Genomic DNA, 17,969 nt, shown 5'->3' with positions numbered 1-17,969 from the left:
AAATACCTATGTTTAAGTATAAAACAGCTAATTGTTGCTTAACCATTTAGCCCAGCTATGTTTGACTATCTCTCTTTCTTGCTTAAAGCTGTCGCTTTCAACCAAACTTGGGCGAAGTTGTAATGCTAATTGATGTATTTCATTACGCATATCAATATAAGCGTTGGTGAGCGCTTGCGCTTCGGTTTCATCCATAATTTGATAATTGGCTGCTAATTCTAAAATACGTACGTTATCACTCCAATGGGTTATTTTAGGATATTGATTGGCATAATTTAGCACAAGATATTGTGATAAAAATTCAATATCGCCAATGCCACCTTCATCAATTTTTAAATTAAACCAATCCGCTTGGGTAGTGCCTAAATGTAGGCGCATTTTTTCACGCATCTGTCTGACGTCGGTTTTTAATTGGCTTTCATCCCGTGCTTTGCAAAGTACTTGGCGGCGAATTTGGTTAAATTGTTCAATTAGCTCAGCCTCACCATAAACTGCACGAGCTCGCACTAAGGCTTGATGTTCCCATGTCCATGCTTCATGCATTTGGTAATCTTCAAACGCCGTTAAACTACAGGCTAATAAGCCGGCATCGCCTTGCGGGCGCAAGCGTACATCAACTTCATATAAAATCCCAAAGCTGGTACGGACATTAAATAAATGGATAATACGTTGTACCAGTCGTAAATAAAATTGCCGACTATCTATCTGTTTTTCACCATTGGTGACACTACTGGCCGGGCAGTTATGTAAAAAGACCAAATCCAGATCGGAACCATAACCCAGCTCCCAGCCACCTAATTTACCGTAAGCTATCACCACTAAACCTTTTTGGTTGTCAGTGAGATAATCCGGCTTGCCATAACGGCTTACCATTTGATTCCATGCCATTTGTACAACGAAATCCAGTAACGCTTCTGCCACATAAGTTAGGTGATCACTCACTTTCATGGTGGTTAATACATGCTGCACATCAGCAGCAGCAATATGCAGTAGTTGCATCTGTTTAAACTGACGTAAGGCTTCGAGTTGTTGCTCTTCATCATCAACCGCTATACGCAGTAAATATTGATACAGTTCACTTTTATAAGCATCAGGGGCAGCCGTTTGATAGAGCGAATTGATATCAATCAGTTCATCTAACAAAATGGGATAATGGGCTAATTGGTCGCTGATCATTGGCGATGCGCTACATAAGCGGATCAATTGTTTCAGTGCGGTTGGATACTCAAGCAGTAGTTCCAGATAGGTGGTACGACTAACGATGTTTACCAGTAATGGAAAAATTCTTGGCAGTAAAATAAGTGGTTGTTGTTCATGACAAGTCAAAGCGAGTAATCGTGGCATTAGCTGATCTAAAATCTCACGCCCTCGCACGCCGATTGTTCGTTTGCCGATATCATCTCGAAATTGCAGCAACAATTGACATAGCTGCTGCGCATCTTGCTCGTTTAAGCCGGGTAATACGGCTTTGACATCAGTCAATTGTAAATCCGGCACCCATAGATCATCAAACGGATCATTATCGTGTTTAGATTGGCTCGATTCTGGTGTATCTTCGCCAATTAATTCATTAAATATTTGTCGATTAAGTTGCATTCGTTTAGATAAATCATCGCTAAACGTTGACCAGTTATCAAAGCCCATGCTGGTCGCCAGACGTAATTGATCGAGTTCGTTTTCAGGCAAGGTTTGGGTTTGTTCATCATTAATGGCTTGCAAAATGTTTTCACAGCGGCGTAAAAATAGGTAGTTTTCCCGCAATAAAATCACTTCCTCAACATCCAATAATCCTTCTTGTTCTATCACCTGTAAAGCGTGTAATAAGGAACGAGTCTGTAACCCCACTACTCGACCGCCTCGAATAAGTTGAAACACTTGTACGATAAACTCAATTTCTCGAATCCCGCCAGCGCCGAGTTTTATATTGTTTTTCAAACCTCGACGACGCACTTCTCGTTCAATCATGCTTTTCATATTTCGCAATGATTGTAATACGCTAAAATCAATATAACGACGATAAACAAAAGGTTTTAGCATTTGATAGAGTTCTAAGGTATAAGGATCTTGCTGATCACCTAAGACCTTAGCTTTCACCATGGCGTAACGTTCCCAGTCTCGCCCTTGTTCTTGATAATAATCTTCCATAGCGGAAAAACTGAGCACTAACGGGCCACCGTCACCAAGTGGACGTAAACGCATATCAACCCGATAAACAAAGCCGTCTTCAGTGACGTGATCGAGCGCTTTGATTAGGCGTTGCCCTAAACGAGTAAAAAAAACCGCATTATCCAGCTCTCGTCGTCCACCTTGAGTATGACCGTGTTCAGGATAAGTAAATATAAGATCAATATCGGAGGAAAAATTCAGTTCACCCCCCCCTAATTTACCCATACCTAAAATCAGTAAAGGCTGCGCAATTCCCTTCCCATTACAAGGCGTACCCCATTCCTGACAGCTTAACTGGTAGAGCCAATTACGAGCCGTGATAATGATCACTTGAGCAAGTTCACTCAGTTGCAATAGTATTTGTTCATCGGTGCTAATCTTAGTCAATTGAGACCATTCAAGACGAGTCAGGATAAAACGACGAAAACATCTTAATGTTTTCATCAATTGCTCCTCATTGGTGACCGATGCTAATTGTTCATTAAGCCAAATTTGATAAAATCGTCTTTCATCAGCTTGTGGGGGAGCGCTAATCAATTGCGATAACCAGCTAGGATATCGATTAAATGTATCAATCAGAAAATCACTCTGAATTAAAATATCAAGGCTTGCTTGTAAACAATCACGATCAATGTTTGACAAATTTGCCAGGACTTTCTGTTTTTGTTGATTAAATACTTTTTTCAATTCTGTCATGCTGGTCATTCCATTCGAATTAAGATTGTTTTTGAGGTTTTTGCCTGCCAAAAAATAACATTACACCTACTCTTACCATAACGCAACTTAACAGCATCAATATCAAAAGATTAGCCGTAAACAGGGAGTTATGATGATGATCATAAAATTCAACCTCCTGATAAGAGCCTTGCTGAAGATGAAAGATCTTACTGACGAAAAATCCGGTTAAAACAGTTAATCCAAACATGAGCAGACCGTTTAATACGAATAGTAAAAATGAACTAGTAACGACTTTTAGCCACTGTAATTTTTCATTTACTTTTTGAAATAAACCACGTAAGCACAGATAGCCCAGTACATTACAAATCGTTAAAATCACTAAAAAAAGAGGTAATGAATATTGATGTAAATACCCATAAACACATAATGCTATAAAATAATAATTATACAATAAAATAAACAATACTAAATGCAGCTTTGGGCTGTTTTGACAGGCTATCGCAGTGTCAATAGGTGTCATATCGGGGTTAAAGAATCTAACCATAAGATAGAATATCAGTGGAATGCAAACCAAAATAATCACAGCGTTAGATAGTAATAGTGATAAAGATTGTAATAGCGGTAGCGGTGTCATTGAATTGCTAAAATAGATATAGGAAATTAATTTAATAAAAACAGTGGTGATAAACATAATCAATCCACCTTGAAAGCTATTTTTTCTGGTAATTTGATGGATAGAATATTTATTTAATAAGATCAACGAGACAATAAAAATCATTATTGAAGCAGGAAGATAATCTATAAAAATAAATAATAGGAATCTAACTTTATAGATAAGGTCTTGAGACCAAAAAATTTCAAAGATTGCACGTTGTATCTCAGACACAAAAACCGCATCGATAATCCAAAAGCTTAAGCTAAATAGCCAGAAAAATAACACATACATCAAGGGCAATTTACAATAAGATACCTTCATTCCTACCTATCCTTATCAATTATTTTTTTATTTAAAGTTATGTTGTTATCGCTCAAGTCTAAAAAAGTAGGTGGAGCGAAAATTATTTAGCAAATTTTTTATTATTTGCCAATTAACCTCGTCCACCAGAGATAATTTGTTGTTTTAAATAGTTGTTAAATTAAAATGAATATCGATAACCTAGATTGATCTGTTTTTGATCAAACTTATTACCCACTGAGTAAACAGCATCACCATAAAGATGTTGATTTTGATTTAACTGCATATTTACACCGATGCCGTTATCCCACCAGTTACCCCCAAAATCATATTTTTCTTTGGCGACATGATTAAAGGTATAAGCCGTTTCGCCGTCAAACTCTTTTAGGAATCCTGTTTTGATATAAATATCGATTGGGTTGTCATCAATCTGTGTTGAGTATCCTAAAATTGCACTGGTTCGACCGATCAGTGAGTTATAACGGCTTAATTTGGTCTTTAAGCCGTTGCTGGCTTTGATTGTTGCGCTATTTTGTTGTGAATAGGTAAGCTGCATTTGTGGTTCGATATACCATTGGTTGATATAAAAGCGTTTACCGATTTCGGCACCAATTGAAAAGCCTTTAGTATCACCATCGCCTTTAACCGCATAACCACCACCTGTTTTCGTGTTAAATTTATGTGACATGTGCATATATTTGACTAATGCATCAAAATATAAACCATTGTGTGCTTGTAATGAGGTATATAACGCAACTGAATAGCTTTTGGTATGACCATCTCCGACATGATTATCAGTATTACCACGGGTAAATCCGCCCATAATACCGTAATAGATATCAAGATTATCATTATCCACTTTTCGATCGACGCCGAGTTGCAATCCATAATAGCGCATATCAAAATTAGATAAGCGATTATCATTAAATGAGCTTAATTTACCGGTGTAAATTCGACCCCAGACATCGCCACCGTCACATTTATTTGTACGTAGCTGCCCCATTCTTTGTAGTAATGTTTGCGTTTCGACATAATTCATTAAATAGTTTGAATTCAGGATATTGGCGGCATTTTTTGCGGTATTAGTCAAAGTTGGTTTTGTTTTATCTTTGCCGGTATCGTTATTATTGCCATTGTTGCCATCGGTATTACCGTTGTTACCGTCGGTGTTACCGTTGTTACCGTCGCTGTTACCGTTGTTACCGTCGGTGTTGCCGTTATTACCGTCGGTGTTGCCGTTGTTACCGTCGGTGTTACCGTTGTTGCCGTCAGTGTTACCGTTGTTGCCGTCGGTGTTACCGTTGTTGCCGTCGGTGTTGCCGTTATTGTCGTCGGTGTTGCCGTTATTGTCGTCGGTGTTGCCGTTGTTGCCGTCGGTGTTGCCGTTGTTGTCGTCGGTGTTGCCGTTATTGTCGTCGGTGTTGCCGTCGTTGTTGTCGTCGTCATCACTGTTATCGTCATTTACAACATTTGGATTGCTAATTGCCGACAATACCCAATCTTCAGAGGTTGTATCACGCTCACCGCTGACTTTGGTTAGCGTGTTAAATAAATAAGGCCCGATATCAAAAGAAGATGCCATAGCAAAATTGGCATTGCCGCCTTGGGTTTCAACTAAAGTTATTTTTTCGGTACCGTTTACCCGGTTGGCGCCAGTTTTATTGTCAATGAGGGCAATTTTATGATCGCCCCAAGCTTGCCTTACGCCAGTAATTTTAAGCAGATCGCCCGCAAGCGTTTGACCTATGCCAGTTCGCATTTCAAACAAACCTTCACCATCTAATGATTGAGCGATAAGCTCCATTTTATTGTGACTATCGAGCGTTAATGGCATGTTCGGGGTTGTGTAAGAATAACCAAAAGAGACTTTAGCTCCTTGATCTAAGGTTAAATGATCAAGATACGAATTATTGGTCATCTTCCACTGACTTTGATTACCCCTCAGGATAAGATTTATCTCGCCTTTATTATTGGCATATTGATTATTGTTATCCATTGAGGTTAATAAATACGATCCATCATAAAGAACGAAGTTTATAAGAGCATCACCCATGCGATCTTTCTTCGCATAAATATCGCCTTCAATAAGCGTTTGACCAGCGATATCAATTTCGCCCCCTAACGATTGAATTGCATTAAATTCTTGATTCGATTTACTCACAATTCGGTTTTTAACATCATCCGAAGTATAAATATTTAAAGACCCATTAAGCTGTTGCATGTTAATAGGGATACCATTGGCAATCATTAAATCAACACCGTTGCCAAATTCCATAAAATTATTTTCAATTGGATCAGGATTTACTGAGTTGATTGATTGTTGGTTAAACGCTATACCATGACTTTGTTGACCAGTCATATTGATTGACACATGATCTCTAAACTTTAAATAAGTACGGACAGCGTTAGGATTATTGGATTTAAGCGAATAAATAGCATAGCTATTTTGTCCGGCTGAATTAATGTTAACTTTGTTATGAAAATCGCCTTCGGAGTGAGATTGATCGCTAGAGTTGTACATTCGGATACCAATAAAAGCGTTGCTATTTGAGCTGGTACTATCAATGTTAATTTTATTGTAGGATAAAACTCTACCCTCACTTGCAATATAAATACCGGTACCTGCATCTTGCGCGATATTTAGATCGGTATGAAAATAAAATCTTCCACCGTTTCGAACATTCACCCCGTTAAAGCTGTTGTAATTGCCATTAGAATGGCTTTGAATATCAAATGAATTATCACCATAAATAAAAATTGATTGGTCGTTGTTGGCTTCTAAGGCTTTACCACTATCTTTAATGATATGGGGCCCTGCTGCTGAAGAAGTATCAATATCAATGGAATCTTGTTCACGATCGGTTGAAATACCACTATTGAGATAATTTGTGATATTAGTGTGGTCGATTGAGAGTGCGTTAGCTGACAATGGAAATAGCGATAAAGCGGTGGACGACACACTAACGAGTAGTGTGATTTTATTTAATTTTAATTTCTTCATGTTTTTTCCTTACTATTCCATGGAGTTATTTAAATTTATTTACTAAGAAATGTAATTTAATGGCAAATCAATGGTAAAATAGCAAATGTTATTTTTACTGTCTATCAAATAATCAAACTTTATCTTGCTTTTATTTTTCATTAAGTTGCTTTGCCTAACTGCCAACCATTTCCCCCTACTTAAAACAGGGAAATGTGGTCATAGCTTGATAAAAATGGAGGAGAAAGAGAATTGAGTAAGATGATAAATTTTTAAACAATCAATTTGCCTGGAATTTCAAAGCTTGTTTAACAAAATTATCGTTGAACAATCTGTAATAAATAACCACAACAGCAATACTATTTAACAACCCAAAAACGATAACAAACCACAATGGTGATTTCAAAAAAGTTATGTTTAAACTTATTTTTATACTTTTCAAATCACTTATTTTCAACTGCATTATCGATTTGAGCAATCAGCATAAGTTTGAGTGTTGTATTAATTTCACTAAATGCAAAGGTTTTGATCGTATTTATCGCCGATAATGCCATTTGCCACTGTGTAAGTTCGGGATTGAATTTATCTGCTTTATTCATTAACTGATGATTAACTTGATCAAGTACCCGCTTATAAAAATCAAGATTATCAATTGATAACGCATACTCTTCGTTTTTTTGCCAATATTTGATGATATCAAACAAGCTTGATTGTTGCGTTAATTCAAACTCCGTAGGTGATAGTTTTTGATTATTTAACAAACGATATCCCCGGGCAGCTTTACTTTGTGAAAATAAGTGTAAATGGAATCGGCTCAGTTCGTTGGCAAAGTTTAAAAGATCGTGTTTATTACCGTGTTTGATCTCTAACTCGACTTCCTGAATTGGTATAGTTTGACCATTAGAGGTGATTTCACCTTGATCTAAGGCAACTTCAATTTCACTATTGGCAAACGAGATCAACCAGACTTGACGGGTAAAGTTGGTGGTAAAAAGTGGTTTTAAATTTTGTTGTAGCGTTGTAATGTCACACGCTTTAGGAAACACTTGCGCCGGAAAAAGAGACAAATCGAGTTGTGGTTGACTTAAATCAACATTGTATTCAGCACGCTCATGTAAACCGGCGATAGCGTGACTATCACGCTTTAACGTCATTTCGTACTGTTTAGTTTGGTTGTTTTCCGTCGATCTTAGTCTTAATCCACAATGATGATTGCGCAAATAGTTATCGGCTGTATCATAATAGCTATTAGCCAAAGATAAGGTTGAAAATGTACGCTGCTTTTTCGATAAGCTCGAAAACTCAAGCTCATCACTACTCGCCCATTGATTTAAAAAGGCTTGGAAATTAGCAATATCTTCTTGATTAATTTGAAACTTTAATTCAATTTCATGGCTCATACAGATTTAATTTTGTAGTTAGTTTGCTATATCATATATCGATAAGGCAAGAAAATACAAATGACAATACTTGCTAAAGGTTGCCTGCTTGATTAAGGTTTCAAATGATTTTGCCAGCATAAGCAATAATAGCTTTTTTAAAAAGCTATTATTTAACAAATGGATAATAATTATTTAATGCTTATGTAATAATTACTTAATCACACGAAACGGGTTGGCTGGCTTTTTATCGGTTTGTGTTGTCGGGTTAGATGACTTTTCACGTTGCATTTCATATTGCGGTTCATCATGAAAACCCATACCCATGCCATTTTCACGAGTATAGATACTAACTAACGCTTCCATTGGAACAATGATATGTTCGGACACGCCTGAAAAACGGGCATTAAATTCAATCCGATCATTGTTTGCTAAATATTGCCCAACTGAATGGGGCGCGATATTCAACACGATCTGATTATTTTGAATAAATTGCCGTGGCACCTGTACCCCCGGAACGGTTGTGTTAACGAGAATATACGGGGTTAATTGATTATCTAAAATCCAATCATAAATAGCCCGAAAAAGATACGGGCGACGTGGCAACATTTGTTCATATTCCATAAAGGTTACCTTGTTGATTTCAATTGCAATTAAAAGGGTTTATTATGCCCTAATTTTCTTTTCGTCATCGGTTAACGAACTGACAAAAGCAGGACGTTCAAAAATACGTGCCATATAGCTTAAATAATTCTTTTCAGCCACTTTAGGCAATTCAATGCCCATAACAGGTAAACGCCATAGTAGTGGTGCAAAATAGCAATCACATAAGGTAAAATCATCACTCATAAAATAGTCTTTTTCTTTAAACATGACCGAGATAGAAACAAGATCATCAAGTAAGTTTTTGCGAGCGACTTTTGCTGCATCACTATCCGGATCAGCAATAATGGTTTCATAGGCGCTGTACCACTCTCGTTTGATACGGTACATTGTCAAGCGAGAATTTGCACGCACAATTGGGTAAACAGGCATTAACGGTGGATGCGGGAATCGCTCATCAAGATACTCGAGGGCAATGTGAGGCTCAAACAACGTGAGATCACGATCGATTAAGGTTGGGATAGAGCTATATGGGTTAAGATCCAAAAGTTCTTGGGGTAAGTTGTCAGCTTTGACAAACTCAATCTCCGCAGTTACGCCTTTTTCCGCCAGCACAAAACGAATCTGATGGCCGTAAATATCAGTTGTATCACAAAATAATGTCATTACAGAACGTTTATTAACAGCAACAACCATGTTCACTCCAAATATTAAAATTAAATTTTAGTTTAGATAACTTCTATTCTAGCAAATTGGATAACAAATTTGTTAAAAAAAATGAATTTTCTTATTAAGAATCGCCGAAATATGACGATTTTGACAAGAAGTTTCAGATTTTATAGGTGTTTAAGCAAAAAAAGTGATCAAGATTTAAGATTTTAGCGTTGTGATAAGATTTTTTGACGGGAAAATATCAGTAAAGTTATTTCACTATCTTTCAGCAAGCACGTTAAACATAAAAAAACCCGACCAATGCCGGGTTTTTGGTACAACTTGATAACGTTTTTGTAAAATACAATTAACGTTTGCTGAATTGTGGACGACGACGTGCTTTGCGTAGACCCACTTTTTTACGTTCTACTTGACGTGCATCACGAGTAACAAAGCCCGCTTGACGTAATGATGAACGTAAAGTTTCATCATATTCCATTAATGCACGAGTAATACCGTGACGAATCGCACCAGCTTGACCTGAAATACCGCCACCTTTAACAGTGATGTAAAGATCAAGTTTGTCAGTCATTTCAACTAACTCAAGTGGTTGCATCACAACCATACGAGCAGTATCACGACCAAAGTATTGCTCTAAAGAACGTTTGTTAATAACGATATTTCCACTACCTGGTTTAATAAACACACGAGCAGCAGAACTTTTGCGGCGACCTGTACCGTAATATTGATTATCAGCCATCTTTTATCCCCTTAAATATCTAATACTTGCGGTTGTTGTGCCGCATGATTGTGCTCACTACCAGCATAAACTTTTAGTTTACGGTACATTGCACGACCTAGAGGACCTTTCGGTAACATGCCTTTTACAGCGATTTCGATGACTTGTTCAGGATGACGTTCAATCATTTCTTTGAAAGTCGCTTCTTTAAGCCCACCGATGTAGCCAGTATGACGATAATAGATCTTATCAGTGCGTTTTTTGCCTGTTACAGCAACTTTCTCGGCATTGATAACGATAATATAATCACCTGTGTCAACATGTGGTGTATATTCTGCTTTGTGTTTACCACGCAAACGGCTTGCGATTTCAGTTGCTAAACGACCTAACGTTTTGCCTTCTGCATCCACAACATACCAGTCGCGTTTAACTGTTTCTGGTTTAGCTGAAAAAGTACTCATTCGTAATTATCCAATAATTTAATTAATCTCACGTTAATAAATCATATGATTTATTTACACTTTTTTGATTGCTGCTATTAATTAACTAACCCCTTCGAGTTGTTATACTAATTTTGACAACCGAAAACAGCGTTGGGAAGAACGCTGTCGTAACGTGGGTGGCGATATTATACAGAAATATATAAAAAGCGCTAGCGTTTATCATAAAAAATCGTAGCGAGAAAAAACAGTTACTGTTAAACTCTTTAAAAAACTCAATTAGCCAATATCAATATCTATGAAAAATCTAATCCAACTTACCGATAAAGAGTATATTAGCAAAGGCTTACACCGCAAATGTTATCATCATCCTGATGATGCCAATAAATGTATCAAAGTTAATTATAACGAAGGTGCGCAAGAAGAAACCAGCCGTGAGATAGCGTATTATAAACACCTTATCAAACGTCATATCGCGTGGGACGCATTGGCGCAGTATTATGGTGCGGTCAATACTAATCTTGGCGAAGGTCAAGTTTTTGAGTTGATTCGAGATCAAGACGGTAACACATCAACTACCCTTGAAAAATATCTTGCTGATGAGCAACTGACTTCGCAGTACTATTCAGCGCTGGTAACCGCTTTGAAAAAATTAAAAGCCGATTTATTGCGTGATCGCATTATTACCATGACCATTAAAAGCAAAAATATTTTGTTTCAACATCAATCTGCCGATCAAAACCGATTAGTCATTATTGATAATATCGGCAATTCAACCTTTATTCCCATTGCCAACTACATCGATTTTTTTGCTAAAAGCAAAATTGAACGAACTTGGCAACGATTTTTAAAATCACTAATCAGAGAAAATACCCATAATCCTTTGATCACAAATCTGGTCAATGATGTGAATCACTCAGCTTAAGTTCTGCAATGGTACCTTGCTGGTTTGCTCTGTTTTTTAACGTAAATTGCCCATGATGTAATTTGGTTATACGGTTGACAATACTCAGACCAAGCCCGATACCATTATGTTTCCTGTCCATACGGAAAAACGCTTGTGTCAGTTTTTCCGTTTTTGACTCATCAATACCACTCCCCTCATCTTCTACTGTTATCACAATCATATCGGCTTGTTTAAAGCAACTTACCGTTATTTTGCTGTTTGCCGGGCTATAACGATAACTATTTTCCACTAAGTTGCGAATCAATAATCGAATCAAGGTAGCATCACCATTAAAAAATAGCTGATTGTCTTGATAATACCATACTAGCTGTTGCTGTTTTTGCTCAGTCAATTCGGTCAGTTCATCAGAAAGTGGGATGATGATATCGTCATAAAAATTTATCTTCTGATATTGCCCAATAGTAAATTTTTGACTTGCCCGTGCCAGCATTAACAATTGTTCAACCGTATTAACCAGTCGATCTATCCGTTCAATTAATTCACGGCAATCAATCTTATTTTTGTTTTCTAAAAGTTCTAAATGCAAACGAATGCCGGCTAATGGCGTGCGCATTTCATGAGCAACGTCGGCTGTGAACAAGCGTTCTTGTACCAATGTATTACTTAATCGGACAAAGAGTTTATTTAACACATTAGTGATTGATTTGATTTCCCGCATGTTACTAATTTGGCTAATGGGTTTAAGATTATCTTCTGTGCGTTGATTTAAATCTTGTTCAAGTATTTCAAGCGGCTTTGTGATCCATTTGATTGCTTTATAGGCCAAAAATAACGTGACTAACATCATCGAAAACGCTGAGCAAAATAAGGCAAAAATGGCTTCTAGCTCTTCGTGCTCGACAACTTCATCGATCTTATTTTGACTTAACGTTAAATTGACAAGGACATCGATTTGCTCTTTGCTTTCATGCCATAACCATAATACCGTGATAATTTGACATATCAGCATAATTGCGCCCAGCGTGAAAAAGAGATTCCAACGGATACTATGGCGAATGTTACTGAGGGATTGACGAATCATATCTGATTTTATCCATAAAGCGAGAAAACTGATTATTGACTAACATCGAGTTGATAGCCATAACCACGAACAGTCCGAATGGTTTTTCGGCCTAGTTTAGTCCGTAAACCGTGAATATACACTTCTAGCACATTGGAGCTAGGGTCACTTTGCCAATCATATAAATCATTTTGTAACAGATCACGATGAACCTTATCGCCCGCTTTAAGCATCAAACGGGATAGAACAATAAACTCTTTGGGCGTGAGAGTCACTTCTTTATCATCTAATGTCACTTTTTGTTGTTTGATATCAATAGTAATTGCACCATAAGTTATTACATTATCAGCCGTTCCTTGATTTCGGCGGATTAATGCTCGCACTCTGGCAAGGAGTTCGGTCAATGCAAAGGGTTTAATTAAATAATCATCCGCTCCTTGATCTAAACCTTCGACGCGATCTTCAATCGTATCACGAGCGGTTAATATGAGCACAGGAATATCAATATGATTTTTACGCCAGCGCATCAACAGCTCTAAACCGTCGCAATCGGGTAACCCCAAATCTAAAATGATCAAGCTAAATTGAGAAAATTGAATAAGATCTTCCGCCTGCTTGCCATTTGATGCCACTTCACATACATAACCATTAGAGGTAATACCGTCATAAAGCCCTTTTTGTAATAGACTATCATCTTCTACAATCAGTATTTTCATTAGGAATCACCCCAGTTATCGATATTAGAATCATGAGCATATTTTGACATTTATTATATGCTTTGCTGCACATATACCAAATCATTATTGTTAGTTGCCATAAACGTTTTATTATTATCTATTGAGTCAGCTATCGGGATTAATTCGCACGCAACAACCAAATCTTATTGATGATGTATGCCGATATCAAACTCAATAAAAATCCGGTTACGATATCGAGTGGCCAATGTATTCCAAGATAAATACGGCTCCAACAAACCAGCAAGGCAACAATTGTACAAAAGTAAAGCAAGGTTTTTAATTGGGATTGATAGTTGAAATATATTGTGCAACAAATTCCCCAAACAAATACTGCATGCTGACTAGGAAATGAGCTGGTTTTATCATGATATAGATAATTCGTACCAATATCCAGTGCAAACGGGCGGGGTGAATAGATCAGATGTCGAATTAAAAATGTAATGCTAAGTGCTACGATTAAAGTGATAACAATCTTAATAATCAACAAGCGATAACTTTTATTAATTGCGCCACCGATAATGAGCACAATAATCGGTAGAAAGGCCAGATAGTTGGCACAAAAGATAGCAAAAGAGATAAACAGCTTCGATGCATGATCAGAAGCATTGATTAACAAAAAAAGTTGAGTATTTAAATCGCGCCACATACCGCATCCACTCGAATTATTGATTACTTTTGAATAATTTAATCGTTAAATCTTAAAAAAACCTTAATAAATCATCAAGCCAATAACCATATTAAGCAATCTGTATGGCGTAATGATGCGATAAAATCGTTTAAGCAAAGGAGCAAACAGCAAGTGTCGATGTATCGTTATCAATGCGTAATTGTCGATGTCGCATTTGTTATTAACGTAGTTGTTAATATCGTAGTTGTTGATAGATAGTTTAAGCTTAGTCACCCTATTTTTTAATTTTTCTGATTAAATCGTTTTTGCGTCAATCGCGAAACAGAAATATCGAGTGATGCGCAAATCACAAAATAGACCAAAATGACAAATAAAAAGATTTCGGTCGGGTAAACCATACTGCGGTTGTTAATCTGCGTAGCAATAAAGGTAAATTCAGCAACGCCAACAATATAAGCTAACGAGGTGTCTTTGATTAATGATACCCATTGATTAACAAACGACGGCAACATCATTTTCAACGCTTGAGGTAAAATAATATAGACAATCACTTGTCGTTTTGTCAGCCCAAGCGAGTAAGCTGCTTGCCACTGCTCATTAGCTATCGCCACCATGCCAGCATGCACAGAGTGCCCAATATAAGCAGCGCCGATGAAGGTTAAGGCCGAGATCACGGTTGCAATTGCCGGTACATCAATATTTAACAAAACCGGCAAAAGAAAATAAGTCCAAAAAATCAGCATAATGACCGGAATAGCTCGTAAAAAACCAAGTAAAATGATGAGTAATTGACGAGCGATGCCGTTAAGAACGGTCAGACCGATACCGGCGAGTATGCCTAATAGCGTTGAGAAGATTATCGCAATAACGCTCATCACTAGCGTTAAAAATATACCACCGGGAAAGTTACCCCACATAAGATAGGGCAAATTATCCCAAATAACCGTTAATCCTTTAAGTTCCATTATTTTCTAAACCTTACTGGTTGATAATCTTGTTGCTTGATAAATATTGCCAAGGGTACCAACTATCACAATGGCTAAAATATATAACAATGTTGCTATAGCAAAATCTTGAAATGTTTTTAGAGACTCTGTTTCAATCTGCCGTGATACATAAGAAAGCTCAAGCACCCCGATAGCCATGGTTAATGATGAATTTTTGATGATATTCATATATTGACCAATTAAGGGCGAAAAGGCGATACGAAAACTTTGCGGTAATATGATAAATCGCATACTTTGCCACCAACTTAACCCCAATGCTAAAGAGGCTTGCTGTTGACCCTTTGCCACGCCGGAAATCCCAGCCTGAAACTCTTTGGCAATAAAAGCGCTTGAATAAAATGTTAACGCTATTAAACCGATGATAAATTCAAAAGAAGGCATTTTTAACGTGAAAAAATAGCAAGAGATTTGTGGTTCATCTAATAACGCCATTTTCAATTCAGCCGGCAACAAGTTGCCTACGCCAAAATACCAAAAAAACAGTTGAGGCAATAATGGCGAATAACGAAAAATAGCGTTATATCCCCCTATTACCCCTTTAATCAATTTAAAGTGGCTTTGCTCTGCAATAGCTAATAAAAAACCTAAAAGCGTTGATAAAATAATGGTGAGAAATGAAATCGCTAAGGTGACTAAAAAAGCATCCCATAACCACCATAAATATCGAGGCTCAAGTAGTTGCTCAAACATGGTTACTGACCGTTACCTATTTTAAAATCACCACGTGGCATGGCCGATTTAGTATCTGGTCCAAACCAACGATTATAAATAGTGACCGCCTCGCCGTCTTTTTCAAGATTTAATAAAATTTGATTCACTTTATCTTTTAAACGTGTTTCACCTTTTGGAATGCCGACGGCTTGATACTCTTGAGTGATACTAAATGGTGAAATTTCAAATTCTGCACGTTGATCTTCCGGCACATTAGCCAATAAACCAATTAGCTTAGCATCATCTTGAGTAATAGCATTAACTAGCCCATTACGTAAGGCAGCAAAAGCAAAAGGCGTATCGTCATACGAAATCACTTTAGCGGTAGGATATTTTTCACGTAGGGTAATTTCCATTACCGTCCCTTTATCTGCGCCAATACGAAGATTGTTAAGATCATCTGCCGTTTTTAACACGCCTTTTTTAGCAACAAATTTTTGTCCGGTTGCAAAGTAAGGCACACTAAAATCGACCGCTTTGGCACGCTCCTCAGTTACTGTAAAATTAGCCACAATTAAATCGGCTTTTTGTGAAGTTAATAAAGGTATACGATTGGCTGGATTAGTGGGAACTAACTCAACTTTTACATTTAAAGCTTTACCGATTTGATTAGCATAATCAACATCAAGCCCGACAATTTGATTAGTCTTTTCATCGATATAGCCAAACGGCGGATTACTATCAAATACCGCTATTTTGATCTGTCCGCGTTTTTCAATATCATCTAAGCGATCGGCATAGGCCGAACTCGCAACAAATAATGAGCCAATTAAGGCAACCGCCGTTAGTGATTTAGTTAAAAATTTCATTGTTATTATCCCCCATTGGACTTTGTATAGGGTTTCAGTCTATCAATAAAGTATTCGGGGTAATAAATAACAATTATTTAGGTGCTTATAACTTAAAGTTATATTTAAAATGACCCATAACTTATAAATAGTACACGATTGTACTATTAGCAATAAAATAACTCGGGTTTTAGCATTTAAAACCTGTACACATCATAGTATCAAGCTGAGTGTCTTTGCACTTTTGTGCCGGCTGGATTGTGAAAAGGTACCAATCGAAAAATAATAAAAGGCAAATACGTTGTAAAATAGATAGTAAGCTAAAAATCATCTGAATTGATAAAAGTTCTCTCTGTACACTCACCACTGACCGATTTGATATTCAAAAAAGTAAATATGGTTATTGAGATCAAAATTCTTTGCCAACTACAAGATTTAAAAGAAACTATTGAGTTAATTTAAATTAATAAACAAATATGATATTGATTGAAAATTAGACTGAATTCAACAATAATGAAGAAAAACCAATAAAATTAAATAAAAGGAATAAGAAACATGAATAGCACAAATGACGAGTTTGAATATTATATTATTGATCGAGCAGGTGATAAAGCCTATCCTTTAATCGGTCCACAAGATGATTCCAGGCATACTATGATGTATCCCAGAACAAGAGAAAGAATTGAAAATCCCGAATTGACTCATTTTAAATTTTGTGCCCCTATTCCTAGAAAACCGGTAATTGGCGATTATTTTGCAGAACCAAGTAGCATTGTTTCAAAAAAGATAGCCGATGCCTTAGATGCTATGCATATTGAGGGAATTCAGCTTATACCAGCCGAAATCGAGACCAATACTGGAGACATTTTAAAAGATTATTTTTATATACATATCTATAATTATCTAAAAGCTGTCGATAGAGAAAAATCTAAATGTAAAGTAGATCGTACAGATCCTAATTTGTTAAGCTGGATCGATCGGTTTGAATTAGACAAAGAAATTTTAGCTAAAATACCTTTAGAAAAAAGACTGATTTTTAAATTATTTGAGTTCTGTACTATACACTTATATCATAAATCAATTGTCAATGCCATTATGTCAGTTAAACCTCAAGGCGTTTCATTTACAAAAGTGGAAGATTGGTCTTTCTAATTATCGAGAAGATTTGAAGATATTAATCCAACTGAAACAACTAGGTTAGATTATCCGAGAGTTAATTTTATATGAATAATGAAATTTAGTTAAAAATAAACTTCATTCCCATTACAAAAAGAGCAGGATAAATTCTTGCTCTTTGCTCAAAAAAAAACTTCAAATTATCCTAAGCCTAACTTACAACCAATGATGAGACCCTATAAATAAATTTATACCTAACCGATAACCTATCTCTCTTTTTATACACGAAAACACTTATCTAAATAAAATAGACTATTTATAAGCCACATGTTATTATCCCAAAAAAGGATTTTTATTAGATTTTGATTTTATATGGATTTTTTATTTAAACATAGCTGTATTGCGGCTGTAACAATCGTATTAA

The 17,969-nt window shown here is 36.6% G+C and carries 16 protein-coding genes; 2 read left to right on the top strand and 14 right to left on the bottom strand.

Annotated elements, in window-relative coordinates; all coding sequences use genetic code 11:
* Nucleotides 1-27: 27 nt before the first annotated feature.
* The 8 genes from glnE to rplM form a co-directional block, all read right to left on the bottom strand.
* Nucleotides 28-2,862: a bifunctional [glutamate--ammonia ligase]-adenylyl-L-tyrosine phosphorylase/[glutamate--ammonia-ligase] adenylyltransferase gene (glnE, locus tag J3U37_RS09280; RefSeq protein WP_267374519.1), complete on the bottom strand. Its 2,835-nt coding sequence runs from the start codon at nucleotides 2,860-2,862 to the stop codon at nucleotides 28-30.
* Between the two features lie 19 nt (nucleotides 2,863-2,881).
* Nucleotides 2,882-3,820: a hypothetical protein gene (locus tag J3U37_RS09275; protein WP_267374517.1), complete on the bottom strand. Its 939-nt coding sequence runs from the start codon at nucleotides 3,818-3,820 to the stop codon at nucleotides 2,882-2,884.
* A gap of 160 nt (nucleotides 3,821-3,980) precedes the next feature.
* Nucleotides 3,981-6,800 (bottom strand): autotransporter outer membrane beta-barrel domain-containing protein, encoded by a 2,820-nt coding sequence (locus J3U37_RS09270; RefSeq protein ID WP_267374515.1) that lies wholly within the window; start codon nucleotides 6,798-6,800, stop codon nucleotides 3,981-3,983.
* A gap of 422 nt (nucleotides 6,801-7,222) precedes the next feature.
* Nucleotides 7,223-8,179 carry an inorganic triphosphatase gene (locus tag J3U37_RS09265; RefSeq protein ID WP_267374513.1) on the bottom strand — a complete coding sequence of 319 codons (957 nt, stop codon included), beginning with the start codon at nucleotides 8,177-8,179 and terminating at the stop codon, nucleotides 7,223-7,225.
* Nucleotides 8,180-8,371: 192 nt separating this feature from the next.
* Nucleotides 8,372-8,782, bottom strand: coding sequence for a ClpXP protease specificity-enhancing factor (locus J3U37_RS09260; protein WP_220217637.1), 411 nt, complete (start codon nucleotides 8,780-8,782; stop codon nucleotides 8,372-8,374).
* Between the two features lie 42 nt (nucleotides 8,783-8,824).
* Complete coding sequence (locus J3U37_RS09255) at nucleotides 8,825-9,457, bottom strand: glutathione S-transferase N-terminal domain-containing protein (protein WP_220217638.1); 633 nt, start codon at nucleotides 9,455-9,457, stop codon at nucleotides 8,825-8,827.
* Between the two features lie 322 nt (nucleotides 9,458-9,779).
* Complete coding sequence (rpsI, locus tag J3U37_RS09250; RefSeq protein WP_034901366.1) at nucleotides 9,780-10,172, bottom strand: 30S ribosomal protein S9; 393 nt, start codon at nucleotides 10,170-10,172, stop codon at nucleotides 9,780-9,782.
* 11 nt (nucleotides 10,173-10,183) lie between these two features.
* Nucleotides 10,184-10,612: a 50S ribosomal protein L13 gene (gene rplM, locus J3U37_RS09245; RefSeq protein WP_220217639.1), complete on the bottom strand. Its 429-nt coding sequence runs from the start codon at nucleotides 10,610-10,612 to the stop codon at nucleotides 10,184-10,186.
* Between the two features lie 277 nt (nucleotides 10,613-10,889).
* Between rplM and J3U37_RS09240 the strand changes: the two genes are divergently transcribed.
* On the top strand, nucleotides 10,890-11,516 hold the full coding sequence (locus J3U37_RS09240; protein WP_220217640.1) for a YrbL family protein: 627 nt from the start codon (nucleotides 10,890-10,892) through the stop codon (nucleotides 11,514-11,516).
* Here the strand turns inward: J3U37_RS09240 and pmrB are convergent.
* The 6 genes from pmrB to J3U37_RS09210 all read right to left on the bottom strand — a co-directional run bounded on the left by pmrB (nucleotide 11,491) and on the right by J3U37_RS09210 (nucleotide 16,450).
* Nucleotides 11,491-12,579 carry a two-component system sensor histidine kinase PmrB gene (pmrB, locus tag J3U37_RS09235; RefSeq protein ID WP_267336268.1) on the bottom strand — a complete coding sequence of 363 codons (1,089 nt, stop codon included), beginning with the start codon at nucleotides 12,577-12,579 and terminating at the stop codon, nucleotides 11,491-11,493. The two genes, J3U37_RS09240 and pmrB, sit on opposite strands and share 26 nt — an antisense overlap.
* 32 nt (nucleotides 12,580-12,611) lie before the next feature.
* Complete coding sequence (gene pmrA, locus J3U37_RS09230; RefSeq protein WP_267374510.1) at nucleotides 12,612-13,274, bottom strand: two-component system response regulator PmrA; 663 nt, start codon at nucleotides 13,272-13,274, stop codon at nucleotides 12,612-12,614.
* 139 nt (nucleotides 13,275-13,413) lie between these two features.
* On the bottom strand, nucleotides 13,414-13,941 hold the full coding sequence (locus J3U37_RS09225; RefSeq protein WP_267374508.1) for a phosphatase PAP2 family protein: 528 nt from the start codon (nucleotides 13,939-13,941) through the stop codon (nucleotides 13,414-13,416).
* Between the two features lie 263 nt (nucleotides 13,942-14,204).
* Nucleotides 14,205-14,888, bottom strand: a complete 684-nt coding sequence (locus tag J3U37_RS09220) for an amino acid ABC transporter permease (RefSeq protein ID WP_267374506.1) — start codon at nucleotides 14,886-14,888, stop codon at nucleotides 14,205-14,207.
* A 6-nt stretch (nucleotides 14,889-14,894) separates the two neighbouring features.
* Nucleotides 14,895-15,620, bottom strand: coding sequence for an amino acid ABC transporter permease (locus tag J3U37_RS09215; RefSeq protein WP_267336265.1), 726 nt, complete (start codon nucleotides 15,618-15,620; stop codon nucleotides 14,895-14,897).
* Nucleotides 15,621-15,622: 2 nt separating this feature from the next.
* Entirely contained in the window at nucleotides 15,623-16,450 is an 828-nt protein-coding gene (locus J3U37_RS09210; protein WP_267374503.1) for an ABC transporter substrate-binding protein, read from the bottom strand.
* Nucleotides 16,451-16,984: 534 nt separating this feature from the next.
* Between J3U37_RS09210 and J3U37_RS09205 the strand changes: the two genes are divergently transcribed.
* The gene (locus tag J3U37_RS09205; RefSeq protein ID WP_267336263.1) at nucleotides 16,985-17,581 is read left to right on the top strand and encodes an imm11 family protein; all 597 of its coding nucleotides are present in this window, start codon (nucleotides 16,985-16,987) and stop codon (nucleotides 17,579-17,581) included.
* Nucleotides 17,582-17,969: the final 388 nt, after the last annotated feature.

This window comes from Gilliamella sp. B3172 (assembly GCF_026536465.1).
Lineage (GTDB): Bacteria > Pseudomonadota > Gammaproteobacteria > Enterobacterales > Orbaceae > Gilliamella.
This window is presented reverse-complemented; position numbering and strand designations above follow the sequence as displayed.